This window comes from Rhodococcus sp. IEGM 1408, assembly GCF_033142235.1.
GTDB lineage: Bacteria > Actinomycetota > Actinomycetes > Mycobacteriales > Mycobacteriaceae > Dietzia.
Map to the genome: position 1 here is coordinate 38837 of NZ_JAWLRW010000014.1, position 26476 is coordinate 65312.

Here is a 26476-nt window from a genome sequence, read left to right on the forward strand (position 1 = left end):
CGAGATCCTCCACCGGCAGCGACACTCACCCGGCTCACCCTATGCGCCGATGGGTGACCCGCCAGACAGTCCCGCGCGGGGCGAGTGGAGATCAGTTGTCGGTGCCGTCGACGAACGCGGCGGCAGCGCTCATCACCGGCTTGAACTTGCCGTCGGCAAGCGCCATGAACGGCGGCTGTTCCTCCAGGCGAGGGTTCGCCCCGATGAACCAGGCGCGGGCGATGTCCGCCCCCTCGGCCGTAGCCACGGCCACCCATGCCCGGTGCGCAACCTGCAGCCGCTGAAGCGCGCCGTCCCGGGGCACCGGACCGCCGTCGCTTGCCCACTTGTACGGCAGCTTCTTGTCCCTGACACCCGCCAGTACCGCCACCACAGTGGCCCCGAGATGCTGCACAAGCTGACGCGCGAGCTCCGCGCTCGACAGACGCATCGTCTCCGTGTGCGCCAAGATCGTCGAATCCACCACAGCCACCTGCACGCACGTCCCCTCTTGCCTCTTTCGCTGAGCACCGCCACTTCAGGCGGGGCGCGGCTAGCGCAGAATGCTCGAACCCCCTCAATGCTACTCAAATACCACCACACTGCAACAGCGGCGGCCAGCTGCCCCCTCGACGCAGCCCTGCTCCACCAACCTCACCTCCACGACCCCTGCATCGCTTCCGGCGCCCTCCCAGTGCACGTAAGCCTGTCCTGCCTGCACTTACTCAGCTCTTGGCGGGACATCGAAGACAAGTTGATCGACAATGTCTCAATGGATGCTTCAGCAACTGTCGCGGCGATCGCCGCAGCCATCGCCCTAGCGGCGTTGTACTTCACGCGGCGACAGGTTAAGACCGCCGAGGAACAGACCTCGATCCAACGGATGATGCACGAAGAAGCCGCTCAACCATATGTGTGGGCAGATATTCGTCCGCATGCTCAGCACGCCGATTTCATGATGCTGATCGTGAAGAACGATGGCCCGACAGTGGCTTCCAACGTGTCAGTCACGATTGATCCTCCGTTTCCACAGCAGTGGGCAAGAGAAGGCGAGGAAGACAGGTTCACCAGCCGCCGGCGGTTCGCAGCGCTGCCGCCGGGCCGTGTAATGCAATGGAACCTTGGTATCCCGCAGCAGCTCCTGCCATCCCCAGAAATCCCGGCTAACGGCGATGGCCAGTTCAGGATCACTATCTGCTTCGACGGCCCAAAGGGCCCGGCCGATACCTTGAGCTACATCGTGGACCTCAGTGAGTACCGAAGGGCTGCCAAGACCACGCCTGGTACACCGATGACTATTGCCAAATCAATCAAGGATTCTTCGGAGGCGTTGACCAAGGCTATCGATCGTGTCTCGAAACAACTGCCACAAAGCTGACCTGGCACCCAGTGACCTTCGCAGGCCCATCCGGTGGATCAAGGTGGAGGTGGCGAAGCAACGAGTTCTTCGTGTCAGATCGCAGCTGTACCGTTGACTCGCCACTTGCGGACGCTCTGGCCACACGGTGATGAGAGGGGCTGGCATTGGTGGATGGCGGCTCTACCGCAGCTTTTGGATTCAGCTTTCAGTATCTGGCGACCGCTGTATACACGCTTAATCTGATGTGGACCGAGGAACTCGATCCACGCGAGCTAACGCTGGTCGTCGAGCCGACCGCGGCGATCGGGTCCGACGGATCTGAAGATGACGTCGTGGATTTCGCCGTGCTTGCCAATGATGTTGTGCACAGGCGCGTTCAGGTTAAGGCGTCCCGGCAGCCCGAGGTGAGGATGCTCGCGCCGGCGGAGGCGGGCCGGGTATTCGCGCGTCTCGAGTCTCTCGCCAGCCCTGGCGAATCAGTCTTACTGACAAATCGCCAGCTTGCGGCGAGTTTGTCGACACAGTGCAGCTCCCCGGTCCCCAATCAGCTTGGGTCGAAGGTGATCTGGATGAGCGGGACCAGCGCCGGCACAAGGGCAGATTCGCAGCTCGTGATCACCAAAGATGTTGCCGCCCTGGAGGGCTACTACGAGGAACTGATACGCACCATCCGGCGCGACAACAGTCAAAGTCAGGGGATCGTCTCAAGCCGGCTGGTCGGTGTGATGCTGCGACACCGAATATTTGAAGCAGCTGCTGGTCATCAATCGAACCGCATTACAGGGAAGCAGTTGCTGGCCACACTGGCGATGCCTGATTCGCGGATTGCTCATGCCATCGGTGGGTTCGACTGGGGTAATCCGGCGTCCCGGATCCCGAATGTGAAATCGCCGGTGCCGCGACTCGACATCCTTAATCGCGTGGGTGCACGATGCGAGATCGCAGATCGCACACCCCCGATCGTCGTGCTGACCGGACACACCGGTATCGGGAAGTCCATTATCGCGACCGACTACTGCCATCTCAACCACAATCGCTACGAGCAGGTGCTGTGGTTGGATGCCCGCGACGACGGCATACTTCTCGCGCAGGTCCGCGAGTACGCTGCCCGACTGACCGGCACCCCCGATGATGCGATTTTCGATCCGGTGAATCTTTTGGCGACAGCACTCGGTGCACACCGAGGCCAGTGGCTAGTTGTGTTCGACGCAGCGCCGGGACGACGAGAAATCGAACGCTTTGTGCCGACAGTAGGACACGGCGCGGTGTTGGTCACGACGACCAACAGCACCGGTTGGTGGCCGACGGCGCACGCCCAAGAAATCGGCCCATTCGATTCCGCCGAAGCGCTGATGTGCTTTGCCAGCTACGCGGGAATCGATGACTCCGAGATCCCCGCGGTTGCGGGCACGATTCAGGCGATCGTCGATCGACTCGGATCGATACCCCTGGCGATCAGCATGGCAGGACTGTACTTTCGCAATGCCGCCGGAGCACTCGCCGACCTCGTTCCTTCCTATTTCTCCACTCTGGACGCCCTCGACGACACTCTTGCCATCCCACCCGGCTTCAACCGCACCGCGTTCGCGGCAGTGACCACGGCAGTCGATCAGATCGGCGCCGGCAGCAACTCCCCGTACACACGCAACGCCCGGATACTGATGCACACCGCATCTTTCCTCGCACCGGAGATGATCCCACTCAATCTGATGATCCCCGCCACGACCGATCCGCACACGATTGACATGGCAAATCTTCCGGTTCCGACCGCCGCTGACGCGCACCAGAGACGTGCGATCGTGAGTCTGCTGCAAACTCAGACGATCGCCCACCGCGTGCTGCAATCCGGACAGGTAGGAAGGGAAGACCTCAGCGCCGACTGTATCCAGATCCATCCGTTGATCAACGAGATTCTGCGCACGCGGTATGTGGCGTCGGCGCCACCAGGTGCGGTACAGGTCGCGGTGACGATCCTCCTCGGCCACCTGATCCCGTGGCTGGGGCTGATGAGAACCTCGGGCTCGTTCCTAGCCCTCGAGCAACTCAGAGTTCACGCCGAAACACTTATTACGTTTCTTGAGGCGCACGAACCCCTAACCAGTATGTCGCCGAATCACAACAGGGTCTACCTGACAGCGAAGGCCGGGGTGATGGCCGAGCTGGCCAATTGTTACGGCAATACCGCCCGGCTCCAGGAATCGGTCAAAATACAGCAACGACTTGTCGTTCACTATCTCAAGCACTTTCCACATGAGGAATGGGCCAAAGTCTTGGCTATGATCCACGCGGGAAACATGCTGACGGACATGTCACGAGCTTCCGTCGCGCCGCAACTGATCTTTCAGATCGCTGGCCGCGTGCTCGGAATGATGAAAGACCTCGAATCCCGCGAAAAGCCGTCTACAAAAGCGGCGGTCTACAAAGTTGCCCACATGTCTGTGCAGATGGTGACGCGAGAGGAACAGTATCGCGACGACCCCATGCTCGCCCAGATCGGGGTAGAAATGGAGGCCATCGCCGAACGAGATCCTAGCAAGGAAGTAAGTCCAGAATGGCTGATGCGCCAGCTAACTCCGCGTATAGAGAACGGTGATTACGAGTCAGTACTGATCGCTCTACAGCAATTGCGCGCAGTCGATAGCTCACTCAACGATGCCCTCGCCTTCGACGCCCTCGAGGTCATCGCCCTGCTGCACATCGGCGATCTCGACGTCGCCTTCGCGCACCTCGACCGGCTGACGAACACTGAGGTCATTCAAAATCACTTGGTTCTCGATCTCAGGAGTGGGCTGGAGAAAGTTCTGCAAGCACTACATCGACTCAGCGAACACTACAGCGCGGATCAACGATTCCAGATCTATTCCGACGATGTCCGGACGCTGATCCAATCACTCGATGCCGCCATCGAAGCCGTACAGCCGACCCGGCCCTCGTAGAAGCGGCGTTTCCAGGCACGCAATCGCCGACCGAATCCCGCTACGCACTGCGAATCCGGAAGGGTCGGATTATCGTGCCCATAAGCAGCCCAGCGCGGTCAGATCGCTCGAAAAAACCGCTCTTACCAGAAAGTATGTTAACGCCGATAAGTTACGTTATGACAAGTAGACGATGCCGAGTTGTGAATCTCGCGAACTCGACCGCTCCCCGAACTGCTCGCACGTTCGTCCGGTCTCGCACTGGCAACTCGGCACCTCAGAACTCGGCACTTCATCAGCAGGCGCGGTGGGCGCGACTGGTGGAGCTGCTCGGTCTGAGGCTGTGCGCGATTCCGTTGCCCCCTGTGTGGGCGTGGTCGGAGACATTCCGAAAGCCGACCTTCTTGCCCCACACGGGCATATCGCCGTCTGGCGGGTTCGCCTGCGACAGATAGGCAACGGCGTGCCACAGGATCTCGTTTTCTTGCCCCTAAGAGTGGAGTCCACTGTGGCCGTCACGCGGCAACTATTCTCGACTGCGGCTGCTCGCGGCATCGTCCGGCCTCGAAGCCAGCGACTTACCATGACCAAGGTCATTGCGGCGTTCCTTGCGGTGCCAATGTCTCGGTGACGCGAACACTCAGTTCCGGCTTGTCGTCGCCTTCGGTGTGAGTGAACGTCCCAAGATGGGACCACATCGAGTCCACGAGCGGCTGGAGGAACAAACGGCCCAGCTGAGTGACGATGACGTCGACCACCTGAACAGCATCGGCGCGGACCCTAGACGCCGCACCAGACTGCCGCATAGCTATCACTTCCCGGTGTGTCAGCTCGGTGAGCCGTTCGAGTAACTCACCTCGCTGACCGCCGGGATCTAGCAACGCGCGGCGCAGGTAGTTCACCACCTCGGGACGCCTGACCAGCATGTCGGCAACCGCCTCGTTGCGGATCCGGGCGATGTCGGCGCCTGGGACGTCCACGGGCGCCGAGGCAAGTGCGGTAGCGAAATGCTCTACGACCAGTCGCTCGACCGCCCCGCGCAGGCCGTCCTTCGTGCCGTAGTGATGGACCACGAGACCCACCGTCACCCCGGCCGCGGTCGCCACGGTTCGCAACGAAGTGCCGTCCTCGCCGTTGGCGGCGTAGAGATCCAGTGCGGCGTTGCGGATGCGCGCCTTGGCAGTGAGATCCTGGCCCGCGGCGCCTGGTGCGGAACGATTCACGCGGTTCCCCTTCAGTTGCGGTCGAGCCTACGGACCCCAAACTAGACTATACGTCGGTACCGCATACTGTATGTTCGTACAGTACATGGTGTCCCGGCTCAGTCGGCCTTGTCGACCTGACTATCGTGCCGTCGGCAGCCAGTTGCTCAGGCCACCCGCATCGGGCCTCAGGGCCCCTTGGACGTCCCGGTCGAGGTTGGGTCACGGGTCGGACGTGCGGGTGTCGGCGATATCTCCGTCGCCATGAGCAGAGGTGTCACACCCAGCACAACTTCATCGACAGGAAGGTCTGGACATGGACACATTTCGCGACAAGGCCGGCGGGCCGATAGGTACCGATATCGACACCTGGGTGCGCTCGTTTACGCGCATGGAATCCGGTTCCTCCGAGCTTCCTCCCCACCACCCCAACTGCCTTGGCTGTGGACCAGAGAACCCGAATGGTCACTTCCTCTCGGTACGGCGTGACGGAGACGGCGTCGTCGCACACCACCAGTTCGACCAGCGCCACGTCGGGGCACCCGGCATTGCACACGGCGGCGCGGTAGCGACCGTGATTGACGACCTCTTCGGCTTCTTGCTCTATTCGGTCGGCGAGCTCGCCGTGACGCGCCGTCTCGAGCTCGAGTATCTTGCGCCAGCACTACTCGACACCCCGTACATCCTGCGCGCTGCAGTTCGGTCTCGCGATGGCCGGAAATTGGACCTCACGTCCACGATGGAGGATGCAGAGGGCCGCACTGTTATTACTGCCACTGCCCTGTTCATCGTGGTCGAGGTTGAACACTTTTTGCAGTCACAGAGAAACTCGAGGGCTTAGGCCAAACTCACCGCCGCGAGCACCAGGCCCGAATACGTCGAGGATGTCGGCGGAGCCTGAAGATATTGAACGCCACGCCCAAAGAACGGGCGAAGCGGAAGGCACCGTGCATCGCCAGTTGCCCTGTACGAGTCAACCAAGAGGCAGCGCTACCTACGACGGAACCCCGTCGGCGGGTGGCCGGTCCAGTGCTTGAAAGCGTGTGAAAAGCTGGCGAGGTCGCTGTAACCGAGGTCCGTGGCGATCTCGCTCGCGGACACAGATCCGTCCAGTAAACGAAGAATCGCGTACTCACGAATGACCGACTGGCGCAGTCCGCGATAGGTCATCCCTTCCTCAGAGAGGCGCCGCTTAAGTGTGCTCGTAGAGATGGAGAGTTCGTCTGCAATCCACTGACTTCCACAATCTGCGGGACGCTTCTCTATCAGACGTCTCACCTTGTCCGAATACGAGGCGATTTTACTCCGCTCGTCGAGCCTTCGCTGCAAGTCACCGCTAGCGAGTCGATACGCCACGGGGTCAGAGAACCGGCAGACGTGATTGACCGCGTCAACGGGAAAATGCAGAATGGACAGTGAAGCGTCAAATACCAGGCGACCAGCTAACCAATCCTGATCCACGGGCAGACCTTCCGGAGCGGGCCAACCCAGTGAGAGTGTGATGTCTGGTGCATCGCCAACGAGTATATTCAGCAGCCTCAGCAGGACCGCACCACAGTAGGTGACCACTAGGGAGTCTAGGACTCGATCGCCCGTCTGCCCATTGAGCGCGACAGACACTCCGTGTCCACCTGCGTAGAACTGCGCACTCAGGGCTGGGGTTATTAGCGGCAGGTAGGCAAGCAATTCCAATATCTCGCCTGCGGAACCTGCGCTTACTAGTGGGACGCTTAATGGTCCGAAGGACGTCAGATGAGCATGCTGGGCGAACGCCAAACCGAGGGTCGTTGCTTGGTCGACGTCGAGGTCGGGCAAGGCTTCCCTGATCCACCGCAGGGGAACTTGGGCGTTGATGGCAAGAAGTGACTCGACGTCGCTTCGCTCACGATCCATGATCTCGCGAAACCGTGCAACGGCGTCTTGCTCCAGAACTGGGCTCTCAAGTAACTGCGCGAACACGAGCGGTGGCACGCCCTCGCGATCAAGATTCATCGCCCCCGCCTTCTGAGCCAAATTAACAAGCTTCTGCCCTCAATCAACCTAGCCGCAGTCGTCGTTGTTAGCAATGCTGTGAGCAGCTATTACCCGAACAACCATGCAGGAGCCAGCGATGACAGTCGTAACCTTCGTCTCACATGAGGGAGAGAAGCACGTGGTGCCCTTAGAGGAGGGGCAGTCACTCATGCGGATCGCCGTCAACAACGCGGTGCCCGGGATTGACGCTGACTGCGGAGGCGAAGCCGCGTGCGGCACGTGTCATGTCATCGTTGATCCGCAGTGGTCCGAACAGGTCGGCCTCTCGGGAGCAAGTGAAGAGGAAATGCTCGCAATGAACCCGGAAAGGCTGCCGACCTCTCGACTGTCGTGCCAGATGACCGCGTCCGCGGATTGGGACGGCCTGGTCGTCCAGGTGCCAGAGTTCCAGATGTAACGACGAAGGGATCAAGAGTCGTGTCAAGCAATCATGTAGAAGTCGGGGACAGAATCCGGTCGGCCATCCCGATGGATCTTCAGATCCGGGGCGCCCATCTGTACGACAGGACTCGGCGCTGGGTGACAAGGACGAATGGGAAGAAGCTCTTCGTAGAGAGTCCCATTCCTCCCGTCGAGGATGTCGAGCTCGCCGACATCGACCTCAGTAATCCCTTTCTCTATCGCCAAGGCCGCTGGCAGTCCTACTATGAGCGCCTGCGAAACGAGGCTCCGGTCCACTTTCAGCCCAACAGTGCGTTCGGGCCGTTCTGGTCAGTGACCCGACATGAAGACATCATCGCGGTCGATAAGAACCATGAGGTCTTCTCCGCCGAGCCGATGATAGTGATCGGGGCCCCGCCTCGTTTTCTCGATATTGAGATGTTCATCGCGATGGACCCACCGCGCCACGACGTGCAGCGAGCAGCTGTGCAGGGGGTGGTGGCGCCGAAGAACCTGCGCGAGATGGAGACGCTCATTCGGTCTCGGGTTCGCGAGGTACTAGACGACTTGCCGGTGAATCAGCCGTTCGATTGGGTCCAGGCTGTCTCGATCGAACTGACAGCTCGAATGCTCGCGACGCTCTTGGACTTCCCATACGAGGAACGTCACAAACTCGTGTACTGGTCAGATATTGCAACTTCGTTCGAGGAAGCGAACGGTGGTCCTGCGGACCTCGACGAGACGTTCGACGGAATGCGCGAGATGGCGAGCGGTCTGAGTTCTCTGTGGTACGACAAGAAGGCTCGGTTAGCAGAGGGGGAGGAACCCGGTTTCGACCTGGTCACCATGCTGCAGAGCAACGAGAACACCAAGGATCTGATCGACCGCCCGATGGAATTCATGGGCAACTTTGTGCTGTTGATCGTCGGAGGGAACGACACGACCCGGAACTCGATGAGTGGTGGCGTTCTGGCGCTGAACCGGTTCCCAGACCAGTTCGAAAAGCTCAAGTCCAACCCTGACCTGATCCCCAACATGGTCTCCGAGATAATCCGGTGGCAAACGCCGCTGGCCTACATGCGCCGAATCGCCAAGACTGACACTATCTTGAACGGTCAGTTCATCCGTAAGGGTGACAAGGTCGTGATGTGGTACGCCTCAGGCAACCGCGACGAGCGTGTGTTCGAGCGGCCCGATGACTTCATCATCGACCGGGCCAACGTCCGCAACCACATCTCCTTCGGGTTCGGCGTACACCGGTGCATGGGCAACCGACTGGCCGAAATGCAGCTGCGGATCCTCTGGGAAGAGCTGCTCCCCCGCTTCGAGAACATCGAGGTCGTCGGCGAACCCGAGTACGTGCAGTCCAACTTCGTGCGGGGTATCAGCAAGATGATGGTGCGCCTCACCCCGAAATCCGGAACATGACATCGCAGCGAGCCCTCATCATCGGTGCCAGCCATGCCGGAGCCCAACTCGCGGCGAGCCTACGGCAGGACGGGTGGAGCGGTGAGATCGTCCTCATCGGCGAGGAGCCCACGGTGCCCTACCAGCGCCCGCCACTGTCGAAGGCGTATCTCGCCGGGAAAACCACCCTCGACGAGATCACCATCCGCAGTTCGGACTTCTACTCCAAGCAGCGAATCCAGCTTCTCAACGCGCACGTGGAGGCGATCGACCGCTCGGCTGGGCACATCGTTATGAGCACCGGCGACACACTGACATACGACAAGCTCGCGCTGTGCACGGGAGCCCGCCCTCGTCAGCTCCGCGTTCCTGGGGCCGAGCTCGCCGGGGTCCATTACCTTCGTACCGCCGCAGACGTCGAGTTGATCCGCACGTCCGCCGCCCCCGGGCGGCGGGTGGTGATCGTCGGGGGCGGCTACATCGGACTTGAGACGGCCGCCTCGCTACGGGCACTGGACCTGGACGTCACCGTGCTCGAGGCGACCACTCGCGTCCTCGAGCGGGTCACTGCTCCCGACGTCTCGACGTTCTTCGAGCGGATCCACCGAGAGGAGGGCATCGATATCCGGACGTGCGCCAAAGTCGCAGCATTAGTCGGAGACGACTGCGTCCGCGAGGTCCTCCTGTCCACTGGCGAGTCGATCCCGGCTGATCTGGTCATCGTGGGCATCGGTGTTGAACCGAGAACAGAACTCGCCGACGCTGCGGGTCTCGTGGTCGACAACGGCATCGTGATCGACGACCATGCCCGGACCGAGGACCCCGACATCGTGGCCGCCGGAGATTGCACAAGCCATGACATCGCCCGTTACGGCTGCCGTATACGCATGGAGTCCGTGTCGAGTGCGGGGGAGCAGGCCAAGGTCGCCGCCTCGACCGTCTGCGGAAAATCTAGGAAGATCGAGGCGCTTCCCTGGTTCTGGTCAGATCAATACGATCTCAAGCTGCAGATCGCCGGTCTCAACACCGGTTACGACGAAGTCGTCCTCAGCGGTGACCCCACCCGGGACCGCGACTTCAGCTGCTTCTACCTCCGTGGTGGCGAGCTCCTTGCTGCAGACTGCATCAACCGCCCCCGCGATTTCATGTTCAGCAAGCGAGCCATCACCCAGCAGCTTCCCGTCGATAGGGCCGAGCTGATGCTCGGCGGACTTGCCCGCAGTTGATCGATCGTGGGTGTTGGATACGACGAGCAGCGACCGTGTTTCGGAAAGGAACATCAATTGACGACCGTGATTCGCCACCCTCGTCGAGCGGGGTGGGACCCGGAGTGTGAAGCGATTCGGCACCACATGCTGCGCACCTACACCTGCCCAGCGTTGAGACCGTCGTAGAGACACTGAGGTGAGACACCCGGTCAGTGTGGATTGAGGCTGGGGCCTCGTCGCGCCGGCGGCGGATCCGCAGGGCCCGTGGTCCGACCGGGCGAAGCGCCGGTCCTTTACCGCGGACTTCACACGTCGGATCGTTGCTGAATATGATGCGGCCCCCGCCGGCGCGAAGGGCGCCGTCCTGCGCCGGGGGCGTCTCTATGATTCGCACGTCAAGGAATAGCGGGCCGCGATCGCCGCCGGCACCCTGGGCGGGGTGAAGAAGGCTGGCCGCAGCCCGCGCAGTCCCGAGCAGGCCCGCATCGCCGAGCTGGAACGCAAGCTCGGCAAGGCTGAGGCCGAGTCGGCGCGTAAGGACGAGGTCCTCGCCGAGATCCAGTCCCACCCTGCGCACGTCCTCGATCCGCTGTTCGATCATGTGACCGAGCGCGGCGGTGATGAGGTCCTCCCGGGTCGGGAAGTGGTGCTGTGCGGCGCCCCGGGAGACGCCGGCGGCGGCGGCCACCGCACCCACGGTGGTCGCCGCCCAGCCCTGTGTCGCCAGGAGATCGATGGAGGCACCGAGCAGTCGTTCCCGCGTGAGGCGGCTACGGTCCTGCTTGGGGGTCCGTTGCTCGGGCTCCGTCATACATCCTCCTGTTACCAGTCCTGCTCGTCGTAGATGATCACACCGCGGATGTTCTTGCCGTCGCGCATGTCCTGGTACCCCTGGTTGATCTCCTCGAGCCGGTACGTCTTGGTGACGAGCTCGTCCAGTTTGAGGTTCCCGGCGCGGTACTGGTGCAGCAGGTGCGGGATCTGCTTGCGCGGGCCGGTGCCACCGAAGATGGCGCCCTGCAGTGTCTTCTGCTGCATCGCCAGGTCCATGATTGACACCTGGGCGTCGACGGCCATCATGTCCCCCAGGCCCACCACGACACACCGGCGGCCCTTGCCCGTGAGGAGCAGACCGGGGAGCAGGTCTTTGCCCTCGACCACGCCCATCGTGAGGATGACCAGATCGGCCATCCGACCCCAGCTGATCTCTCCGACCAGTGCCATCGCCTCGTCCATGGAGCTGCAGGTGTGGGTGGCCCCGAACTCCTTGGCCTTCTCGCGCTTGAACTCGACCGGGTCGACGGCGACGATAGCGCGCGCACCCGCCGCCGCTGCACCCTGGACCGAGTTGATGCCGATCCCACCGACTCCCACGACCACCACGATGTCGCCCTCCTTGGCGCCGCCGATCTCCGTGGCCGAGCCCCAACCGGTGCACACCCCGCAGCCGAGAAGTGCGGCTTTGTCCAGCGGGATGTCCTTCTCGATCTTGATGACGGACGACTGGTGCACGGTGACGTGCGGGGCGAACGTCCCCAGGAGGCACATGGTGGCCACGTCCTCACCGTCGGCGGTGTGCACCCTGAAGCCGCCGTCGCTGATCGCACGCCCGGTGAGCAGTCCCGCGCCGTTGTCGCAGAGGTTCTGCAGGCCCTCTGAACACGGCGGGCAGGTACCGCAGGCGGGGATGAACGCCAGGACGACGTGGTCTCCCTCCTCTAGGCCGATCACACCCTCGCCGACCTTGGTGACGACCCCGGCACCCTCGTGACCGCCCATGATCGGGTAGGACTCGAACTGCAGGTCGCCGGTGAGCAGGTGCTCGTCCGAATGGCAGAGGCCCGATGCGGCCAACTTGACCTGGACCTCTCCCGCCTTGGGATCGTCGATGTCGACGTCGACGATCTCCCAGCCGTCCTGCTTGGGCTCACGGATGATGGCGGCCTTGGTACGCATGGCTTTACCTCTCGTTGCGGGTTTCTGTGATGTGTGTCGAGTCATATATCTGTGACAATCGCATACGCTACGCGTCGGGCGTCGCCCAGGAGGGCAATCGGCGTTCGAGAAATGCGCTCATCCCCTCGGCCACCTCGGGCGTCGTGAACAGCCGCGCGGTGACCCCGGCGAGGTCGTCTCCACGGGCGTCGAGCTCGGCAATCATCGGCGCGGCCAGCAGCGCCTTGTTCTCCGCCAGTCCCTGCGGCGAGCAGGGCCGGAAGGAGTCGACGAGCTCGTCGACGGCGGCGTCGAGGTCCTCCACCGCGTCCGAGAGCAGGCCGATCCGCCGGGCGTGCGCGGAGTCGAACTTCTCGCCGGTCAGCAGCACGCATGCGAGATCCCGTGAGTTCACGCGTGCCGCCAACGGTACGGAGATCATGACGGCCGCCAGGCCGAGGCGGACCTCGGTGAGCGCGAAGGTGGACGACGGTCCGGCGACGGCGAGGTCGCAGGCCGCCACCAGACCCATCCCACCGGCGCGGACGTGACCGTCGACGGCCGCGATCACCGGCTTGGGATGCGCGATGATCGCCCGGAGCAGGCCCAGGAACATCCGGGCCAGCGTCCACTACGGCACCGCCACCGACGTCCAGGCACGACGCCAAGCCGTCCTCGACGCCGCCTACCACGCCCACCCGCAACGGTTCAGCCGACGACCGCAACCGCCGAAACTTCCAGAGAAGGCCACCATCAACGACCCCGCCAGACGAGCCAAAACTGGTTACGTTCCAACACCCTGAAATGTCTCATTTGATTTGACTTACTCAGTAGCGTCCGACTAACTTGTGGGCACCGTCAGGTTTGGACAAACTACGTGATCTGACTCACTCGCAGAGATGACAGCATCCCGGAAGGAATGTCCATGGACGAGGGAATCGGCAGCTGGGTCACGACGAGGGCATTCCTCTCCGGGGACCGGATCGCTCTCGTCGACGGTGAGCGGCGTCTGACCTACTCCGCCCTAGACAGCAGCACCAATCGACTGGCCCGGGCACTGAGCGCCCTCGGCGTCCGACGGGGCGATCGGGTGGCAGGGCTCCTGCTCAACAGCACCGCGTTCATAGAGACGATGCTGGCCACGGCCAAGCTGGGCGCGGTGTTCGTGCCCATGAACGTGCGTCTTGCGCCGGCCGAGATCACCTATCTCTTGGCGGACTCGGGCGCAGACGTGTTCGTGTATTCGGCGCCCCTGGCTCCGGGGGCACGCGCGGCTGTGGCCGGCGAGGGAGTACGCGTCCGATCCCGCCTGGTCGTCGGCGGCGAACCCGAGGACGGCGAGCTGCGCTATGAGCACGTGTTGGCCAACGGTGAGGCCCGTCCAGTCAGCGCCGACGTCGATCGGAGCAACGTGTCGTGCTTGATGTACACGTCCGGAACCACAGGGCGACCCAAGGGCGCGATGCTGACCCACGACAATCACCTGTGGAACGTCGTGAACAGCTTGTCCTTCGGGCGCGGCTTGCGTGAGACCGACGTCACGGTGACCGTGGCGCCGATGTTCCACATCGGGGGCCTCGGGATCCACACCCTGCCGCTGCTGTACGTCGGCGGGACCAACGTACTGCTTCCCTCGTTCGACCCGGCGCAGACCCTGAAGGCGATGTCCCGAGAGAGGGCCACCGTGCAGTTCATGGTCCCGGCCATGTGGGCAGCGCTCATGTCGGAGCCTGGCTTCGACGACTTCGACCTGTCCTCGCTGGAGCTCGCCGTCTCCGGTGGAGCGCCCTGCCCTCTGCCGGTCATTGATTTCTATCAGGGTAAGGGGCTGCCCTTCCAGGAGGGTTTCGGAATGACCGAGACCGCTCCGATCGTGTCCGTCTTGGACGCCGATCACGTCAAGGAGAAGGCCGGATCCATCGGCCGCGCGGTGTTCCACGTTGAGGCGCGCATCGTTGATGACGCCGACAAGGACGCGCGCACCAACGAGGTCGGAGAGCTCGTCCTCCGGGGACCCAATGTGTTCGCGGGCTACTGGGGTCTCCCGGAAGCCACGGCCGAGGCCTTCCGCGGCGGCTGGTTCCACACCGGTGACCTGGGCCGCATAGACGCCGAGGGGTTCATCACGCTCGTCGACCGCAAAAAGGACATGATCATCACTGGCGGCGAGAACGTCTACCCGATCGAGGTCGAGCAAGTGCTCTACCGGCACCCGGCCGTTCGTGAAGTGGCCGTCGTCGGCGTCCCCGACGTCCGCTGGGGCGAGACCCCGGTGGCCACCGTGGCGCTCCAGGACGGCGCCGAGCCGACCGGCGAGGAACTCATCGCATACACCCGGGAGCGGCTTGCCCACTTCAAGTGCCCCACCAGGATCGAGTTCGTAGCCGAGCTGCCCCGCACAGCGACCGGCAAGGTGCTCAAGACGGTGCTACGGCAGCAGCACGGCGGCAACGAACACGCCGTGCGCCGCTGAAGCCCAGTTCAGACTGCTCCCGACGCCCGGCGCAGGTCACTATTCGAGTGAGAGGAACCGGACGGCGACCTCGGAGATCTTCCGCGCTGTCGCGGTTCGGTCCCACTTGGGGAGCGCAAGATGACTGACCGTCAGGCGCACCAGGGTGTCGGCCGCGTCGATGACATCGCCCGGGGGGAGACCCGGATAACTCTCCGCGACCCATCCGGCCAGGGTGTCGGAGGCGAGGTCGAGAAGCGGTGCGGATGTCGTGAGCAGCGGGAGCATCCCCGTGGACGCCTGACCTCCCGCATCAAGGTCACGGTTGGAGATGAGCACCGCCTTGAGCAGGGGGCTGCGCCCGGCCTCGTTCAAGGTGTAGTCGACGGCGGCTGCGATGCCTCGCTTCGCATCGCCGATGTGCGCCTCCAGCGCGCCCCGGATGCCCTCGAGGAAGCGCGAGGCCTCCCGGAGTACGACGGCTTCTCCGAGGCCGGCCTTGTCACCGAACTCCTTGTACAGAGCCGCCCGCGACACCCCGGCACGATCAGCCACCTGCCCCATGCGCACCCGGTCCCAGCCGCGGTCGACAGTCAGGTCGTGGGCAGCCTCGAGGACAGCCAGGCGCATGTGCTCCTTGAATCGTTCGCGCATTGACGGTGCCCGCATGACAGAAAGGTTAGCGATTCCTGTCTCGCGATCGACTCGCGTCACTGACTTGGACACGGCCACACGCTACCTAGCGTGCTCGTCGGCCAGTTGGTCGACCATCGCTGCGAGGGTGTCCTGAAGTCTTTGCACACCCGCAGCGGCTGCCGTCGCCGTCGGCAATTCTCGGAGGTCCTCGAGCGGGACCGGGTCCCCGACCAGCAGGGTGACCCGACGACGGCGGCCCAGCACCACCCTTCCTTCGTAGGCTGGCGCGATGGCCTGCACACCCCATTGGGCGACGGGGATCAATGGGACTGACGTCTCGAGCGCGATGCGAACAGCACCCGACCTGAGCGACATCAGACGTGCATCCGGTCGGTTCGTGATCGATCCCTCCGGGTAGACGACGACGAGGGCGCCGCGATCCACTGCTTCGATCGCGGCGCGGATCCCGGCTCGCCCGTCGGAGCGGTCGACCTGGACGTGGCCGGCCGACCGAAACCACCAGCCCACTGCTCTGCTCTGAAACAGGCTTGATTTTGCCATGAACCAGGGGGTCCGGCCCTGGGCGAGGACCATCTCCGCGAGGAAGAGCGGGTCGGCTTGGGAGACATGGTTGGCCGCCAGTACTGCGCCCCCCGACCCGGGAAGGCGCTCTGTACCGCGCCAGTCCGCTCTCCTGACGAGCAGCAGAAGGGGTTTGCAGACGACCAACGCGAGCCACCATGCAGGGCCGCGGGCGTCCGCGGGTGCGCGTCGCACGCCTGCGGACTGATGCGAGTCACGGGCGCCCGGAACGAAAGGCAGAAGTCTCATCGCGGGCCCTGCCGTCGACCTCCAAACCATCCTTGTTCACCTCGGGGGTCAGACGTTCGGTGGTGACCACGACCAGTGGTCGGTCTGCTTGCTCACACCGCCACCTCCGGTGTCAGGGCAGTCGTGTCGACGGCGACTTGGCCGAGAATGCCGTTGGTGGTCATGGAGTCCCCGGGGCGGTTGACGCTGTCAGCGGCGACCGGCTCGCCCTGCCTGAGGTAGTAGCAGGTGCGGTTTCGGTCAGAGGTGGGGTCACCGCTCAGGACGATGTCGTCATAACCGTTGTTGAGTCCCGCGATCCGCAGCTTGTGGTCGTACTGGTCCGACCGGGACCATGGGAGCGCCGACACCTTCTTGTCCCTTCCGCAGATCGTCCTTGTTCCTTCCACAGGTCTTCGAGAAGGAGGTCGCTGGTAGGGCAACATCGGCTCGTCACCGGCCCACGATGTCACCGGACCAACCCTCCCGGCGGAGGCGGGTGGCCGACTGCGCGCCGGCATGGCTGGCGCCGACCACCACCGCGCGCCCCGAACTCATCCGGTTCCCTTGGGGGTGAGCTCGACCATCAGCTTGCTGATGCCGCGAACGAAGTTGGACTGCACGTACTCCGGCTCACCGACGACATCGATCCTCTCGAAGCGTGGGAGCAGCTCCTCCCAGAGGATCCGCAACTGCAGCTCGGCCAATCGGTTGCCCATGCACCGATGGACGCCGAACCCGAAAGCGATGTGGTTGCGGGCGTTGGGCCGGTCGATGATCAACTCGTCCGGCCGCTCGAACACGGACTCGTCCCGGTTGCCCGAGGCGTACCACATGACCACCTTGTCACCCTTACGGATGAACTGACCGTTCAAGATGGTGTCAGCTTTGGCGATCCGCCGCATGTAGGCAAGAGGGGTCTGCCACCGGATAATCTCGGAGACCATGTTGGGGATCAGGCCGGGGTCGGACTTGAGCTTCTCGAACTGGTCCGGGAACCGGTTCAGCGCCAGAACGCCGCCGCTCATCGAGTTGCGGGTCGTGTCGTTGCCCCCGACGATCAACAGGATCAGGTTGCCGGCGAACTCCATCGGACGGTCGATCAGGTCCTTGGTGGCCTCGTCGCTCTGCAACATGGTGATCAGGTCGAAACCCGGCTCTTCTCCCTCCGCCAGGCGGGCGGCCTTGTCATGCCACAGTGCGCTGAGTCCACGCGCCATGTCGACCATGCCCTTGAACAGCTCGTCGTTGTCGGAGGGCCCTCCATTGGCCTGCTCCATGGAGGTGGCCAGGTCCGACCACTCGACAAGCTTGTGGCGCTGCTCGTAGGGGAAGTCCAGCAAGGTCGCCAGCATGCGCGCGGTGAGCTCGATCGACACCGTCCTCACCCAGTCGAAAGGCTCGTTGACGGGCAGGTTGTCCAGGACGTCCCTGACGCGCTCCCGGATGAGGCCCTCCATCTCGCGCAGGTTCTTGGGAGCCACCACGCCTTGGACGGCGCGCCGTTGAACGTCGTGCCTGGGCGGATCCATGGCGATGAACATGGCGATGTCCATGAACCGCGGCGGCGCCCCGATGACGATCAGGGGCTCGGCGGAGAAGGCCTCGTGGTTCTTGTCCACAGCGATGATGTCGGCGTGCCGCGTCACCGACCAGAACGGCCCGAACGGACTGTTGGGCTGGTAGTGCACCGGGGCCTCGTTACGCAGGCGCTCGAAGTAGGGGGCCCACTGCCCCTGTCGGTACAGGAAGGGGTTGCTGAGGTCGATGTCTTCGAGCGCGAGTTCTTCGACCGGCGGGATCGGGCGTTCGACGAACATCTTCTGCCCGTTCGTGCCCGTCAACCAACGTCGGCTCTTGTCGTAGAGGTGCGCGGCCTGGACCTGGCGATCCAGGGGTATGGCGGCGTCGACCTTCGTCTTCACTGCGTCAGGGATCTTCATCTCGTCAACACCTCCTGTTACATCTGGAATTCAGGCAACTGCACGGTCAAGCCGTCCCATGACCGGGAGACCTGGACTTGGCACGACAGCCGCGACGTCGGCTCTCGCTCGGGGTTCATCGACAGCATCTCCTCCTCCTCCGGGCCGGAGGGGCCGACCTTGGCGGCCCAGGCGGAATCGACGATCACGTGGCAGGTGCCGCATGCGGCCTCTCCGCCGCAGTCACCATCGATGCCCGGAATGGCGTTGTTCGTGGCGACCTGCATCAGCGAGCAGCCCTCCTCGATGGGCGCCTCGTGCTTCTCCCCGTCGTATGACACGAAGGTAACGACTGTCATCTACAACTCCCTCACTATTGACTACGTCATCGACATTTTCTCCAGTATTGTCGTTGATATCGGCGATGACCATGTTGAATCGTGTCATCCTGCTGTGAGATCGGGTCACGTGAGGAGCGCTGTGCAGAGAAGCGAGCCGGGCGTCCCAGCGCTTGCCTTCGCGCAGCTGCTGGCCAGTCCGGCGATCGATCCGGACAGTGCCGAGCAGTTCCGTGCCATCATGGCGCGCGAGGGAACCGGGGAACTGTCTCTGATCCGGACCCAGGAGCAGGCACCGCTGCGGTGGTTTCGCGAGGTCTACCCGGACCTCGATGCCGAGCAGGCAACGAAGCTGGGGATCGCCTGCGCGGAACAGGCCCAGCTCACGTCCTTCGGGCCGTTGAGCGTGCCGCTGGTCAGCGCAGGAACCGTCGCCCAGGTCGTTCAGCTGTTGACCTATCTTCCCGTGATCACCGAGGCCGTCACCACCCAGTCCGATCCCCAGCGCGACGACCTGACGATCCGGCTCACCGGGAACGCGGCAGACCCCGACCTGGACTGTCTCGCCGTCACCTACTGCGGACTCGCCCTCATGCGGTTGGTCGACCGACTGGTCGACGACGCGTCGGAGGTGACCATGCATAGTCGCTGGCCGGAGCCAAGCAGCGGGGCTCGAGAAGCCTGGCCGGGGGCGCGGCTCATCTTCAACGCCCCCCTGTCCTATGTGCACATCCCTGAACGGACGCTACACGCGGCCTGCCGCTTCCCCGACCCAGTCGCCTACGACGTCGCCGTCACCAGCCTCCAGCAGGCGCTCGAACGTCAGGGCGGCAGCCGGGACTTCACCCGCAGGGTGCGGGCACTGCTGGACGACGGGCCAGGGGTGAGGACCATCCAATCGGTCGCGAATGAGTTCTCGATCTCCTCGAGTACCCTGAAACGCCGCCTCGCCGCGGAGGGAACCAGCTTCCGCGAACTCCTCCAGGAGTCACTGCTCGACCGCGCCCGGATACGGCTGCTCGACCGCTCCACGTCTGTCAGTGAGGTCGCCGCCGAACTGGGCTACAGCGACCTCACGAACTTCTCGCATGCCTTCAAAGGATGGACCGGCAGCTCACCGAGCCACTTCCGACGCGCCCACCAGCACCCTTGAGTACCACTTCCGCAGCCCCTAAGAAGGACCGCGCCCGGCGGGAGTGGCTCACCAGGTGCTCCCTTATGAGTCCACGGATCCTTCCGGAGTGGTCTCTCCGGTGGTAGCTGGAGGAGTGAAGGCATCGTCAGGCCCCGCAGCGGCGGTGACCATAGGTCCGTAGGCCTGGTGGAGGGCAGACAGAATGCGGCCCAGGGGGAGGTCGTCGAAGCTACCGTGGTCTCGTACGTACTCCATGTGCCGAGTCCCGTCGGAGGTGAAGGCGTGCATGAGCGCGTCGCTCCGTCCCTCGAATTCGACCGGTGGCACGCCGAATCGTTCGCATAACTCGACATTGAAGGCAGGTGTGGCCTTCAGCCATCGTCCGTCGATGTAGACGCTGCAATAGCCGTGATAGACGAACAGATCCGTTCCACCCATGACGGCTCGTAAGGTGTCGGTCTGCAGATGGTTCCGTACATCGGCGAAGCCGAGTCGGGTAGGGATGCCCGCGGCCCGCAGAACCGCGGCCAGTAGCACCGCCTTGGGCACGCAGTAGGCGCGGCCGGCCTGGAGGACGTGGCTCGCCCGGTAATGCTCAGGATCCTCGGAGACCGAGTAGGGGTCGTACCAGATTTGGTCACGCACTGCAGCAAAGAGCAGGGACGCTCTCTCTCGGGGGCTCGACGCGCCGGCGATCACGTGCTGGGTGAAGTCGCGTACCGAAGCGTGGTCGTGATCGAGGAAGAAGGTCGCCTCAAGGTGCGATCCCGGCGCCGGCGTCATCGCCGCACCGCGGTGTTGACCAGACCGTCAGTCTTGAGCGCTACGGCCGTGCGCGGCCAGCCGGCCGGCTGCTCGCCGGGCACTGCCGAGATGCAGACGTCGGGCATCCGCCGCACCAGGTCACCGACCTCTTCCAGCCACCGGTCGCACACGGGGCGTCGCCGTTCCAACGCGGGACCGCTTCGACGGGCTCGGGGTGCGCCCATTCCGGGCGAGAGGTCCCTCATCGCGCGCTCAACAGAAGGTCGTTGTCCACAGCAACCCCTACGCTCTGGGCGAGATCACGCATGATCAGCCAAACTTGATGGGCGATCCGGGTGGTCACCTCTTCCTTCGACTCATCGTGGTGGTCCAGCCACCAGATGATCCCCGCGTCGACCATGCCCATCAACCCCGCCATCACGCCGTCCGGGGGATCGACCTGTACCTCGGATGTGCGCATGTATGCCGAGGCTGCGGACACCACCTCCCCGAGGAACCGTGTGCGCCCCAACCTGGCCCGGTGCGTCTCCTTGTTCTGCTGGCGCGCCGCCATGAAGCGATACAGGTTGGGATGACCGGCAGCCCATCCGATGGCAGCGCCTATCACGCCTTCGATGATGGTGGGAGCTGTACCGCTCACGCGCATGGCGGGACGAACGGTGTCGATGAGCTGATCAGCCGCGAATCGGAGCACTTCTCGTTCGAGGTCTTCCTTGCTGTCGAAGTGCCGGTAGACGTGAGGCCGCGCAACGCCTGCCCGTTCCGCGATCTGGGCAGTACCGACGCCGGGACCGTACTCCTCGATCGCACGAGCCGCGGCCACCACTATCTGCTCTCGTCGTGCCGACCGGTGCGATTCGTGCGCCGTCGATCGGCGCACCACGGCCGTGTCCACCCACCTCGCAAGATCCACCAGCACATTCTAACCCGAAAGGGACTGGCGCGGTACAGGGTGTACCCGTAGCCTTCGGGTACACCCTGTACCCGGCACATAATCTTTGGAGGACCCATGCCCAGCCGCCGTTCACCCTGGATGAACCAGGACCTCGACGACTTCCGTCAACTCGCCCGGACGTTCTGCGAGAGGGAGATCAAGCCCAACATCGAGCGGTTCATCGAACAGAAGCGCGTCGACCGCGAACTATGGACCCGCGCCGGCGAGCTCGGCCTGTTGTGCGCCTCCGTTCCCGAGGAGTACGGCGGGGGCGGCGGCAACTTCTTCCACGAGGCGATCCTTATCGAGGAGCAGGCCCGCATCGGTGACAGCAGCTGGGGGGCTGCACTCCACAGCGGCATCGTGGCGCACTACCTGCTGCACTACGGCACCGAGGAGCAGAAGCGCGAATGGCTGCCCAAGATGGCCTCCGGCGAGGTCGTGACCGCCATTGCGATGACCGAGCCGGGGACCGGTTCCGACCTCCAGGGAATCAAGACGAAGGCAGTCCGAGAAGGCGACGACTACGTCATCAACGGAGCCAAGACCTTCATCACCAACGGCTACCACGCAGACATGGTGCTCGTCGCCTGCAAGACCAGCCCGGATCAGGCTGCTGCAGGCGTCTCACTGGTCATCGTGCCGACCAGCTCCGAAGGATTTCGGCGCGGCCGTGTCCTCGACAAGATCGGCCTCAAGGGGCAAGACACCTGCGAGCTCTTCTTCGATGACGTACGTGTGCCTTCCAGCAATCTGCTCGGCACCGAGGAGGGGCAGGGCTTCGTCCAGCTCATGATGCAGCTCCCGCAGGAGCGGCTCATCGTCGCCGTCAGTTGCGCCGCGTCGATGGACTTGATGCTGGACCTGACACACGAGTACACACTCACGCGCGAGGCGTTCGGCAAACCGATCTTCGGATTCCAGAACACCAAGTTCAAGCTCGCCGAGGTCGCCACCGAAGCCCGCGTCACCCGCGCCTTCATCGACGAGTGTCTCGACCTGCATGTCAAGAGCGAACTGGACATCCCCACCGCCGCGATGGCGAAGTACTGGAGCTCCGAACGCGCTCAGCAAGTCGCCGACACCTGCCTGCAACTCCACGGCGGCTACGGCTACATGGAGGAGTATCCGATTGCGCGCGCATGGACCGACCTGCGGGTCAGTCAGATCTACGCCGGCACCACCGAGATCATGAAGGAGATCATCGCCCGGTCACTCCCGACACCTGTCATGGGACAGTAGTCCGTACCCGACGCGCACTCGCTCGCTCGGCGAGCACTCCGTCCGCCAGCACGCCTAAACACGTCTCTGGTGGTCCGCATTTGAAGTCTTCTTACGGTTGGCTTTCGCGAGGACTTCGTCGGCGGTTTTCGTCCAGACGAAGGGGTGGGAGCGGTTGTTCCAGCCGTCGATGAAGGTGCGGATCTTGGCGTTGAGGTCCTTGACGGAGGTGAAGAACCCGCGGCGGATGGCCTGGCGTTCGACGATGCCGAACCAGACCTCCACCAGGTTCATCCACGAGGCGTGGGTGTGAAGTGGACCGTGAACCGTGGATTGTCGGCCAGCCAGGCCTTGACGTTCGCGTGCTTGTGGGCGGCGTAGTTGTCCATCACCAAGTGCAGCTCGGCCGGCTGGCCGTCGGCATCGACGTGCATCGCCCCGGGTTTGATGGAGACATCGATTACCCGGGAAGGGATCATCAGAACCATGGGAGCACCTCGCAAGTACCCGGACGAGCTGCGCGAACGAGCGACGCGGATGGCGTTGGAAGCACTGGCCGACCCCGACCGCTCACACGGTGCGATCGTGCGTGTCGCTGAGCAGCTCGGCGTGCACCGCGAAGCACTACGGGCCTGGGTCCGTAAAGCCCAGGCCGAGGGCCAAGACGCCTCGTCGGTCTCGGCTGATCGCGACGCCCGCCTGGCCCAGCTGGAGAAGGAGAACCGCGAGCTGCGGCGGGCGAACACGATCTTGAAGCAGGCGTCCTTAGACTCAAACCGTCAACGCAACACCAAGCAATCTATGGTGGAGGTGGACGATGGCTAAGATTGGCCGGCCCGGACTGCCGCCGGAGGAACGGCAGCGGGTCTGGGATATGTGGAAGGCGGGGTCGTCGATCAGTGAGATCTCGCGATCGGTCGACTCGCCGCCGGGTTCGGTGTTTTCGATCCTGCGGCCCAAGGGCGGGATCTATCAGTCGCCGCAGAAGCGCCGGGCGGGGACATTGAGTCTGTCCGATCGGGAGGAGATCTCCCGCGGTCTGGCGGCGGGCGACTCGTACCGCCAGATCGGTCGCCAGCTGGGACGGCCTGCGTCAACGATCAGCCGAGAAGTCGGGCAGAACGAGGGTAGGGAGCGCTATCGCGCCATCGACGCAGACGACCGCGCCTGGCGCCGGGCCCGGCGTCCTCAGAAGCCCAAGCTGGCCACGAACCCTGTACTGCGAGGCTACGTCGCTGCACGCCTGAAAGAGGAATGGTCTCCGGAACAGATCGCTGGTCGGCTGAAGAAGCAGTACCCAGCCGGGTCGCGGATGCTGATCTCGCACGAGGCGATCTATCGGTCGCTGTACATCCAATCCTGGAATGTGCTGGACAAGTCGTTACAGAAGCAGTTGCGCACCGGCAGACCGATTCGTCGCGCGGTCAGCAACACCACCTCCGGCCAGTGGCGCTCGCAGATCAAAGACGCCGTGTCGATTGATGCCCGTCCAGACGACGTCGCGGACCGCGCTGTTCCAGGTCACTGGGAAGGCGATTTGATGATCGGATCGGAGCAGTCCCAGATCGCCACGGTCGTGGAACGCTCCAGCCGCTACACCTGCTTAGTCCAGGTCGACTCACGCCATGCGTCCTCTGTTACTGAAGGACTGTGCCGGGAGCTGTCGGCGCTCCCGGAGACGATGTCTCGCTCCCTGACGTGGGACCGCGGCATGGAGCTGGCCGGACACAAAGACGTCGCCGCCGGCACCGGGATCAGCGTGTACTTCGCCGACCCACACTCGCCCTGGCAGCGCGGCACCAACGAGAACACCAATCGCTGGCTTCGTCAGTATTTTCCGAAGAAGACAAGCATGAACGGCTACTCCCAGGCTGACTTGCACCGAATCGCGGAGAGATTGAACAACCGGCCCCGGAAAACCCTCGACTACGACACTCCCGCCGAACGCTACGCCGCCCTGTTGCATTGACGATTTGAATCCAAGTCGGCTTTTTTCGCTTCAGTACCACAATGATGATGCCCGGTGGGGTTGGCTCGTTTTTTCGCTGCCATAGGTGGCTTGTCCGCGATGTGCCGCTCCACCGGGTGTGCATCGCTGATCAAGGCCGTGGCCTGATAGGAGCTTGCTCGCTCGTCCTGCCCGACTGAGGCGTGCCCGACCTCGGTCGGCGGTGCCGAACGTACGGCAACGGATCAGAAGGAGGCCCGCGGTGACTGTCATCGGAATTGATGCCCACAAGAACTGGCACACGCTCGTAGCTGTCGACGAGGTCGGCAGGAGGATCGATGTCCTCACAGTCGAGGCCCGGGCGGCCGGGCATCAGAAAATCATGACCTGGCTCGAGCAGTTCGAGGAGGTGATCATTGCGATCGAGAACTGCCGGCACCTGACCCGGCGCCTGGAAGCCGACCTGCTCGACGCCGGGCACAAGGTCGTGCGAGTCCACACCCGGCTGATGGCGGGTATGCGCCGGTCGGGTCGCGAACCCGGCAAGTCCGACCCGATCGACGCAGAGGCCGTGGCACGCGTTGCCCTGCGCGAAAGTGACCTACCGACGGCCGAGTTGCCGGGGCCGGCGCGGGAGATCAAGCTACTGTCCGACCACCGTCGCAGCCTGGTCGCTCGCCGTACCGCATTGCAGTCCAAGGTCCGCTGGTTCCTGCACGAGATCGACCCTGACCTGCAGATACCGTCCCGGGCGCTGCGTCGTTACCATCTTCTCGATGAGCTGATTACCCACCTGGACGGCCTGACCGGGGTCGTGCCGGAGATCGCCCGCGACATCTTGGAGGACATCCGATCGCTCACCCGGCGGATCAACGAGATCGAGAGCCGCCTGAGCAAGCTGGCGCGCGCGAATCATCAGCACCTGCTTGAGGTCCCGGGGCTTGGGGTGCTCGGAGCGGCCATGATCATCGGCGAGACTGCCGGGGTCAGGCGGTTCAAGTCCAAAGACGCCTTCGCCCGTTTTAACGGCACGGCTCCGATCCCAGTGTGGTCTGGCAACAAGGTCCGCGTCAGGCTGTCCCGGGGCGGTAACAGGCGCATCAACACCGCGCTGCACATGGCCGCGGTGACCCAGCTGCGGCTCGGCGGCGAAGGCACCGACTACTACGACAAGCTCATCGCCGCCGGCAAGACCCGAACCGAGGCATTGCGACTGCTCCGCCGCCGGATATCGGACCGGGTGTTCGCAGCGATGCGCGCCGACGAAGCACGGCCCGTGGCCGAGGCCACGTCGCCGCCTCCAACTGCAGCGCCACGCACTCCGATCCCTGCAATTCAGGCGGCGGCGTGAGCGGGGCTTGACATAGGAGCATCGCGGAGCTGGACCGTCCACAGCGCTGAAGGTTGAGTTCATCGACCGCCACAAGGACGAACACGGTGTCCAGCCGATCTGCGACGCACTGTCCGAGACCAGCGCCGCGATCGCGCCTTCGTCCTACTACGCCGCCAAGACCCGACCGCCCTCAGCGCGGTCGGTTCGCGACGCCGAACTGACGGCCGCGATCACCACGATGTACGAGGAGAACTACCACGTGTACGGCGCCCGCAAGATGTGGAAGGAGATGGGACGCGCCGGCCACCAGGTCGCCCGCTGCACCGTCGAACGCCTCATGAGAGCTGAAAGACTCAAGGGGGTCCAGAGGGCCAAGTCGCCGCGCACCACTCGGCCCAAGGCTGAGACCGAGCGGCCCGCTGACCTGGTGGAACGCAAGTTCGTCGCCGAGCGGCCAAATTAACTATGGGTAGCCGACATCACCTATTCGGCTCAGTCCGTGGTTATGTGCAGTCGGGTGCGCCCGGGCGTCTGAGTGGCCCGGGCTGACCTGGGTTTTGT

General features: G+C 63.6%; 26 protein-coding genes and 2 pseudogenes. 13 read left to right on the forward strand and 15 right to left on the reverse strand.

The genetic code is table 11. The features are described 5' to 3' along the window. Positions 1-91: 91 nt before the first annotated feature. On the reverse strand, positions 92-463 hold the full coding sequence (locus R4P08_RS16920; RefSeq protein ID WP_317815065.1) for a hypothetical protein: 372 nt from the start codon (positions 461-463) through the stop codon (positions 92-94). Between the two features lie 288 nt (positions 464-751). On the opposite strand from R4P08_RS16920, the gene R4P08_RS16925 reads away from it, so the two are divergent. Further along, a complete protein-coding gene (locus R4P08_RS16925) occupies positions 752-1357 on the forward strand; it encodes a hypothetical protein (RefSeq protein WP_317815066.1) in 606 nt (201 codons plus the stop codon). A 224-nt stretch (positions 1358-1581) separates the two neighbouring features. Further along, positions 1582-4275, forward strand: coding sequence for a hypothetical protein (locus R4P08_RS16930; protein ID WP_259894717.1), 2694 nt, complete (start codon positions 1582-1584; stop codon positions 4273-4275). 572 nt (positions 4276-4847) lie between these two features. Here R4P08_RS16930 and R4P08_RS16935 read toward each other — a convergent pair. Continuing rightward, positions 4848-5477, reverse strand: a complete 630-nt coding sequence (locus R4P08_RS16935; protein WP_107749266.1) for a TetR/AcrR family transcriptional regulator — start codon at positions 5475-5477, stop codon at positions 4848-4850. A gap of 295 nt (positions 5478-5772) precedes the next feature. Here R4P08_RS16935 and R4P08_RS16940 point away from each other — a divergent pair, with 295 nt between their 5' ends. Further along, entirely contained in the window at positions 5773-6297 is a 525-nt protein-coding gene (locus tag R4P08_RS16940; RefSeq protein WP_008379464.1) for a PaaI family thioesterase, read from the forward strand. Positions 6298-6446: 149 nt separating this feature from the next. Here R4P08_RS16940 and R4P08_RS16945 read toward each other — a convergent pair whose 3' ends face one another. Further along, on the reverse strand, positions 6447-7448 hold the full coding sequence (locus tag R4P08_RS16945; protein WP_107749265.1) for an AraC family transcriptional regulator: 1002 nt from the start codon (positions 7446-7448) through the stop codon (positions 6447-6449). Between the two features lie 118 nt (positions 7449-7566). Here R4P08_RS16945 and R4P08_RS16950 point away from each other — a divergent pair, with 118 nt between their 5' ends. The 3 genes from R4P08_RS16950 to R4P08_RS16960 all read left to right on the forward strand — a co-directional run bounded on the left by R4P08_RS16950 (position 7567) and on the right by R4P08_RS16960 (position 10504). After that, the gene (locus R4P08_RS16950; protein WP_067718080.1) at positions 7567-7887 is read left to right on the forward strand and encodes a 2Fe-2S iron-sulfur cluster-binding protein; all 321 of its coding nucleotides are present in this window, start codon (positions 7567-7569) and stop codon (positions 7885-7887) included. Between the two features lie 71 nt (positions 7888-7958). Next, a complete protein-coding gene (locus R4P08_RS16955) occupies positions 7959-9299 on the forward strand; it encodes a cytochrome P450 (RefSeq protein ID WP_067718083.1) in 1341 nt (446 codons plus the stop codon). Next, the gene (locus R4P08_RS16960) at positions 9296-10504 is read left to right on the forward strand and encodes an NAD(P)/FAD-dependent oxidoreductase (protein ID WP_317815067.1); all 1209 of its coding nucleotides are present in this window, start codon (positions 9296-9298) and stop codon (positions 10502-10504) included. Before R4P08_RS16955 ends, R4P08_RS16960 begins: the two co-directional genes overlap by 4 nt. A gap of 535 nt (positions 10505-11039) precedes the next feature. Here the strand turns inward: R4P08_RS16960 and R4P08_RS16965 are convergent. The 3 genes and pseudogenes from R4P08_RS16965 to R4P08_RS16975 all read right to left on the reverse strand — a co-directional run. Continuing rightward, a pseudogene (locus tag R4P08_RS16965) lies at positions 11040-11297 on the reverse strand (TetR family transcriptional regulator); the annotation flags it as partial. An 11-nt stretch (positions 11298-11308) separates the two neighbouring features. Continuing rightward, positions 11309-12442, reverse strand: coding sequence for an NDMA-dependent alcohol dehydrogenase (locus tag R4P08_RS16970; RefSeq protein ID WP_095719419.1), 1134 nt, complete (start codon positions 12440-12442; stop codon positions 11309-11311). Between the two features lie 67 nt (positions 12443-12509). Beyond that, entirely contained in the window at positions 12510-13037 is a 528-nt protein-coding gene (locus tag R4P08_RS16975) for an enoyl-CoA hydratase-related protein (RefSeq protein ID WP_228549152.1), read from the reverse strand. A gap of 309 nt (positions 13038-13346) precedes the next feature. Between R4P08_RS16975 and R4P08_RS16980 the strand changes: the two genes are divergently transcribed. Further along, positions 13347-14894, forward strand: a complete 1548-nt coding sequence (locus R4P08_RS16980; RefSeq protein ID WP_069389786.1) for an acyl-CoA synthetase — start codon at positions 13347-13349, stop codon at positions 14892-14894. A gap of 39 nt (positions 14895-14933) precedes the next feature. Here R4P08_RS16980 and R4P08_RS16985 read toward each other — a convergent pair whose 3' ends face one another. From R4P08_RS16985 to R4P08_RS17005, 5 genes are all read right to left on the reverse strand, one after another. Next, the gene (locus tag R4P08_RS16985) at positions 14934-15503 is read right to left on the reverse strand and encodes a TetR/AcrR family transcriptional regulator (protein ID WP_069389790.1); all 570 of its coding nucleotides are present in this window, start codon (positions 15501-15503) and stop codon (positions 14934-14936) included. Between the two features lie 105 nt (positions 15504-15608). After that, positions 15609-16286, reverse strand: a complete 678-nt coding sequence (locus R4P08_RS16990) for a lysophospholipid acyltransferase family protein (RefSeq protein WP_245847704.1) — start codon at positions 16284-16286, stop codon at positions 15609-15611. Between the two features lie 146 nt (positions 16287-16432). Beyond that, positions 16433-16690: an oxidoreductase C-terminal domain-containing protein gene (locus tag R4P08_RS16995; protein ID WP_007628308.1), complete on the reverse strand. Its 258-nt coding sequence runs from the start codon at positions 16688-16690 to the stop codon at positions 16433-16435. A gap of 183 nt (positions 16691-16873) precedes the next feature. Beyond that, positions 16874-18262 (reverse strand): cytochrome P450, encoded by a 1389-nt coding sequence (locus R4P08_RS17000; RefSeq protein WP_069389785.1) that lies wholly within the window; start codon positions 18260-18262, stop codon positions 16874-16876. A gap of 17 nt (positions 18263-18279) precedes the next feature. After that, positions 18280-18600, reverse strand: a complete 321-nt coding sequence (locus tag R4P08_RS17005) for a 2Fe-2S iron-sulfur cluster-binding protein (protein ID WP_007628312.1) — start codon at positions 18598-18600, stop codon at positions 18280-18282. A gap of 121 nt (positions 18601-18721) precedes the next feature. Here R4P08_RS17005 and R4P08_RS17010 point away from each other — a divergent pair, with 121 nt between their 5' ends. Further along, positions 18722-19732, forward strand: a complete 1011-nt coding sequence (locus R4P08_RS17010) for an AraC family transcriptional regulator (protein ID WP_069389784.1) — start codon at positions 18722-18724, stop codon at positions 19730-19732. Between the two features lie 63 nt (positions 19733-19795). Here R4P08_RS17010 and R4P08_RS17015 read toward each other — a convergent pair whose 3' ends face one another. The 3 genes from R4P08_RS17015 to R4P08_RS17025 are packed head-to-tail and all read right to left on the reverse strand — an operon-like array spanning position 19796 to position 21392. Then, complete coding sequence (locus tag R4P08_RS17015) at positions 19796-20497, reverse strand: transglutaminase-like domain-containing protein (RefSeq protein WP_069389783.1); 702 nt, start codon at positions 20495-20497, stop codon at positions 19796-19798. Then, positions 20494-20667 (reverse strand): hypothetical protein, encoded by a 174-nt coding sequence (locus R4P08_RS17020; protein WP_206475242.1) that lies wholly within the window; start codon positions 20665-20667, stop codon positions 20494-20496. Before R4P08_RS17020 ends, R4P08_RS17015 begins: the two co-directional genes overlap by 4 nt. 53 nt (positions 20668-20720) lie before the next feature. After that, positions 20721-21392, reverse strand: a complete 672-nt coding sequence (locus R4P08_RS17025; RefSeq protein ID WP_235027696.1) for a TetR/AcrR family transcriptional regulator — start codon at positions 21390-21392, stop codon at positions 20721-20723. 96 nt (positions 21393-21488) lie between these two features. Between R4P08_RS17025 and R4P08_RS17030 the strand changes: the two genes are divergently transcribed. Continuing rightward, positions 21489-22655 (forward strand): acyl-CoA dehydrogenase family protein, encoded by a 1167-nt coding sequence (locus R4P08_RS17030; RefSeq protein ID WP_069389782.1) that lies wholly within the window; start codon positions 21489-21491, stop codon positions 22653-22655. 54 nt (positions 22656-22709) lie between these two features. Here the strand turns inward: R4P08_RS17030 and R4P08_RS17035 are convergent. Then, positions 22710-23038: pseudogene (locus R4P08_RS17035) on the reverse strand (transposase); the annotation flags it as partial. Between the two features lie 82 nt (positions 23039-23120). On the opposite strand from R4P08_RS17035, the gene R4P08_RS17040 reads away from it, so the two are divergent. From R4P08_RS17040 to R4P08_RS17055, 4 genes are all read left to right on the forward strand, one after another. Continuing rightward, entirely contained in the window at positions 23121-23459 is a 339-nt protein-coding gene (locus R4P08_RS17040) for a transposase (RefSeq protein ID WP_304814610.1), read from the forward strand. After that, entirely contained in the window at positions 23452-24603 is a 1152-nt protein-coding gene (locus tag R4P08_RS17045) for an IS30 family transposase (protein ID WP_069389026.1), read from the forward strand. Before R4P08_RS17040 ends, R4P08_RS17045 begins: the two co-directional genes overlap by 8 nt. A gap of 241 nt (positions 24604-24844) precedes the next feature. Beyond that, a complete protein-coding gene (locus R4P08_RS17050) occupies positions 24845-25933 on the forward strand; it encodes an IS110 family transposase (RefSeq protein WP_069389779.1) in 1089 nt (362 codons plus the stop codon). Between the two features lie 199 nt (positions 25934-26132). Continuing rightward, positions 26133-26378 carry an IS3 family transposase gene (locus tag R4P08_RS17055; RefSeq protein WP_228549072.1) on the forward strand — a complete coding sequence of 82 codons (246 nt, stop codon included), beginning with the start codon at positions 26133-26135 and terminating at the stop codon, positions 26376-26378. The last annotated feature ends 98 nt before the right edge of the window (positions 26379-26476 follow it).

Coding starts and splice junctions, on each gene's coding strand:
- R4P08_RS16950 (WP_067718080.1), top strand. CDS start 7,567: ATGACAGTCGTAACCTTCGTCTCACATGAGGGAGAGAAGCACGTGGTG.
- R4P08_RS16925 (WP_317815066.1), top strand. CDS start 752: ATGGATGCTTCAGCAACTGTCGCGGCGATCGCCGCAGCCATCGCCCTA.
- R4P08_RS16945 (WP_107749265.1), bottom strand. CDS start 7,448: ATGAATCTTGATCGCGAGGGCGTGCCACCGCTCGTGTTCGCGCAGTTA.
- R4P08_RS16975 (WP_228549152.1), bottom strand. CDS start 13,037: ATGTTCCTGGGCCTGCTCCGGGCGATCATCGCGCATCCCAAGCCGGTG.
- R4P08_RS17045 (WP_069389026.1), top strand. CDS start 23,452: ATGGCTAAGATTGGCCGGCCCGGACTGCCGCCGGAGGAACGGCAGCGG.
- R4P08_RS16930 (WP_259894717.1), top strand. CDS start 1,582: ATGTGGACCGAGGAACTCGATCCACGCGAGCTAACGCTGGTCGTCGAG.
- R4P08_RS17040 (WP_304814610.1), top strand. CDS start 23,121: ATGGGAGCACCTCGCAAGTACCCGGACGAGCTGCGCGAACGAGCGACG.
- R4P08_RS16960 (WP_317815067.1), top strand. CDS start 9,296: ATGACATCGCAGCGAGCCCTCATCATCGGTGCCAGCCATGCCGGAGCC.
- R4P08_RS16940 (WP_008379464.1), top strand. CDS start 5,773: ATGGACACATTTCGCGACAAGGCCGGCGGGCCGATAGGTACCGATATC.
- R4P08_RS17000 (WP_069389785.1), bottom strand. CDS start 18,262: ATGAAGATCCCTGACGCAGTGAAGACGAAGGTCGACGCCGCCATACCC.
- R4P08_RS16985 (WP_069389790.1), bottom strand. CDS start 15,503: ATGCGCCTGGCTGTCCTCGAGGCTGCCCACGACCTGACTGTCGACCGC.
- R4P08_RS17015 (WP_069389783.1), bottom strand. CDS start 20,497: ATGACGCCGGCGCCGGGATCGCACCTTGAGGCGACCTTCTTCCTCGAT.
- R4P08_RS16980 (WP_069389786.1), top strand. CDS start 13,347: ATGGACGAGGGAATCGGCAGCTGGGTCACGACGAGGGCATTCCTCTCC.
- R4P08_RS16970 (WP_095719419.1), bottom strand. CDS start 12,442: ATGCGTACCAAGGCCGCCATCATCCGTGAGCCCAAGCAGGACGGCTGG.
- R4P08_RS16955 (WP_067718083.1), top strand. CDS start 7,959: ATGGATCTTCAGATCCGGGGCGCCCATCTGTACGACAGGACTCGGCGC.
- R4P08_RS17005 (WP_007628312.1), bottom strand. CDS start 18,600: ATGACAGTCGTTACCTTCGTGTCATACGACGGGGAGAAGCACGAGGCG.
- R4P08_RS17030 (WP_069389782.1), top strand. CDS start 21,489: ATGCCCAGCCGCCGTTCACCCTGGATGAACCAGGACCTCGACGACTTC.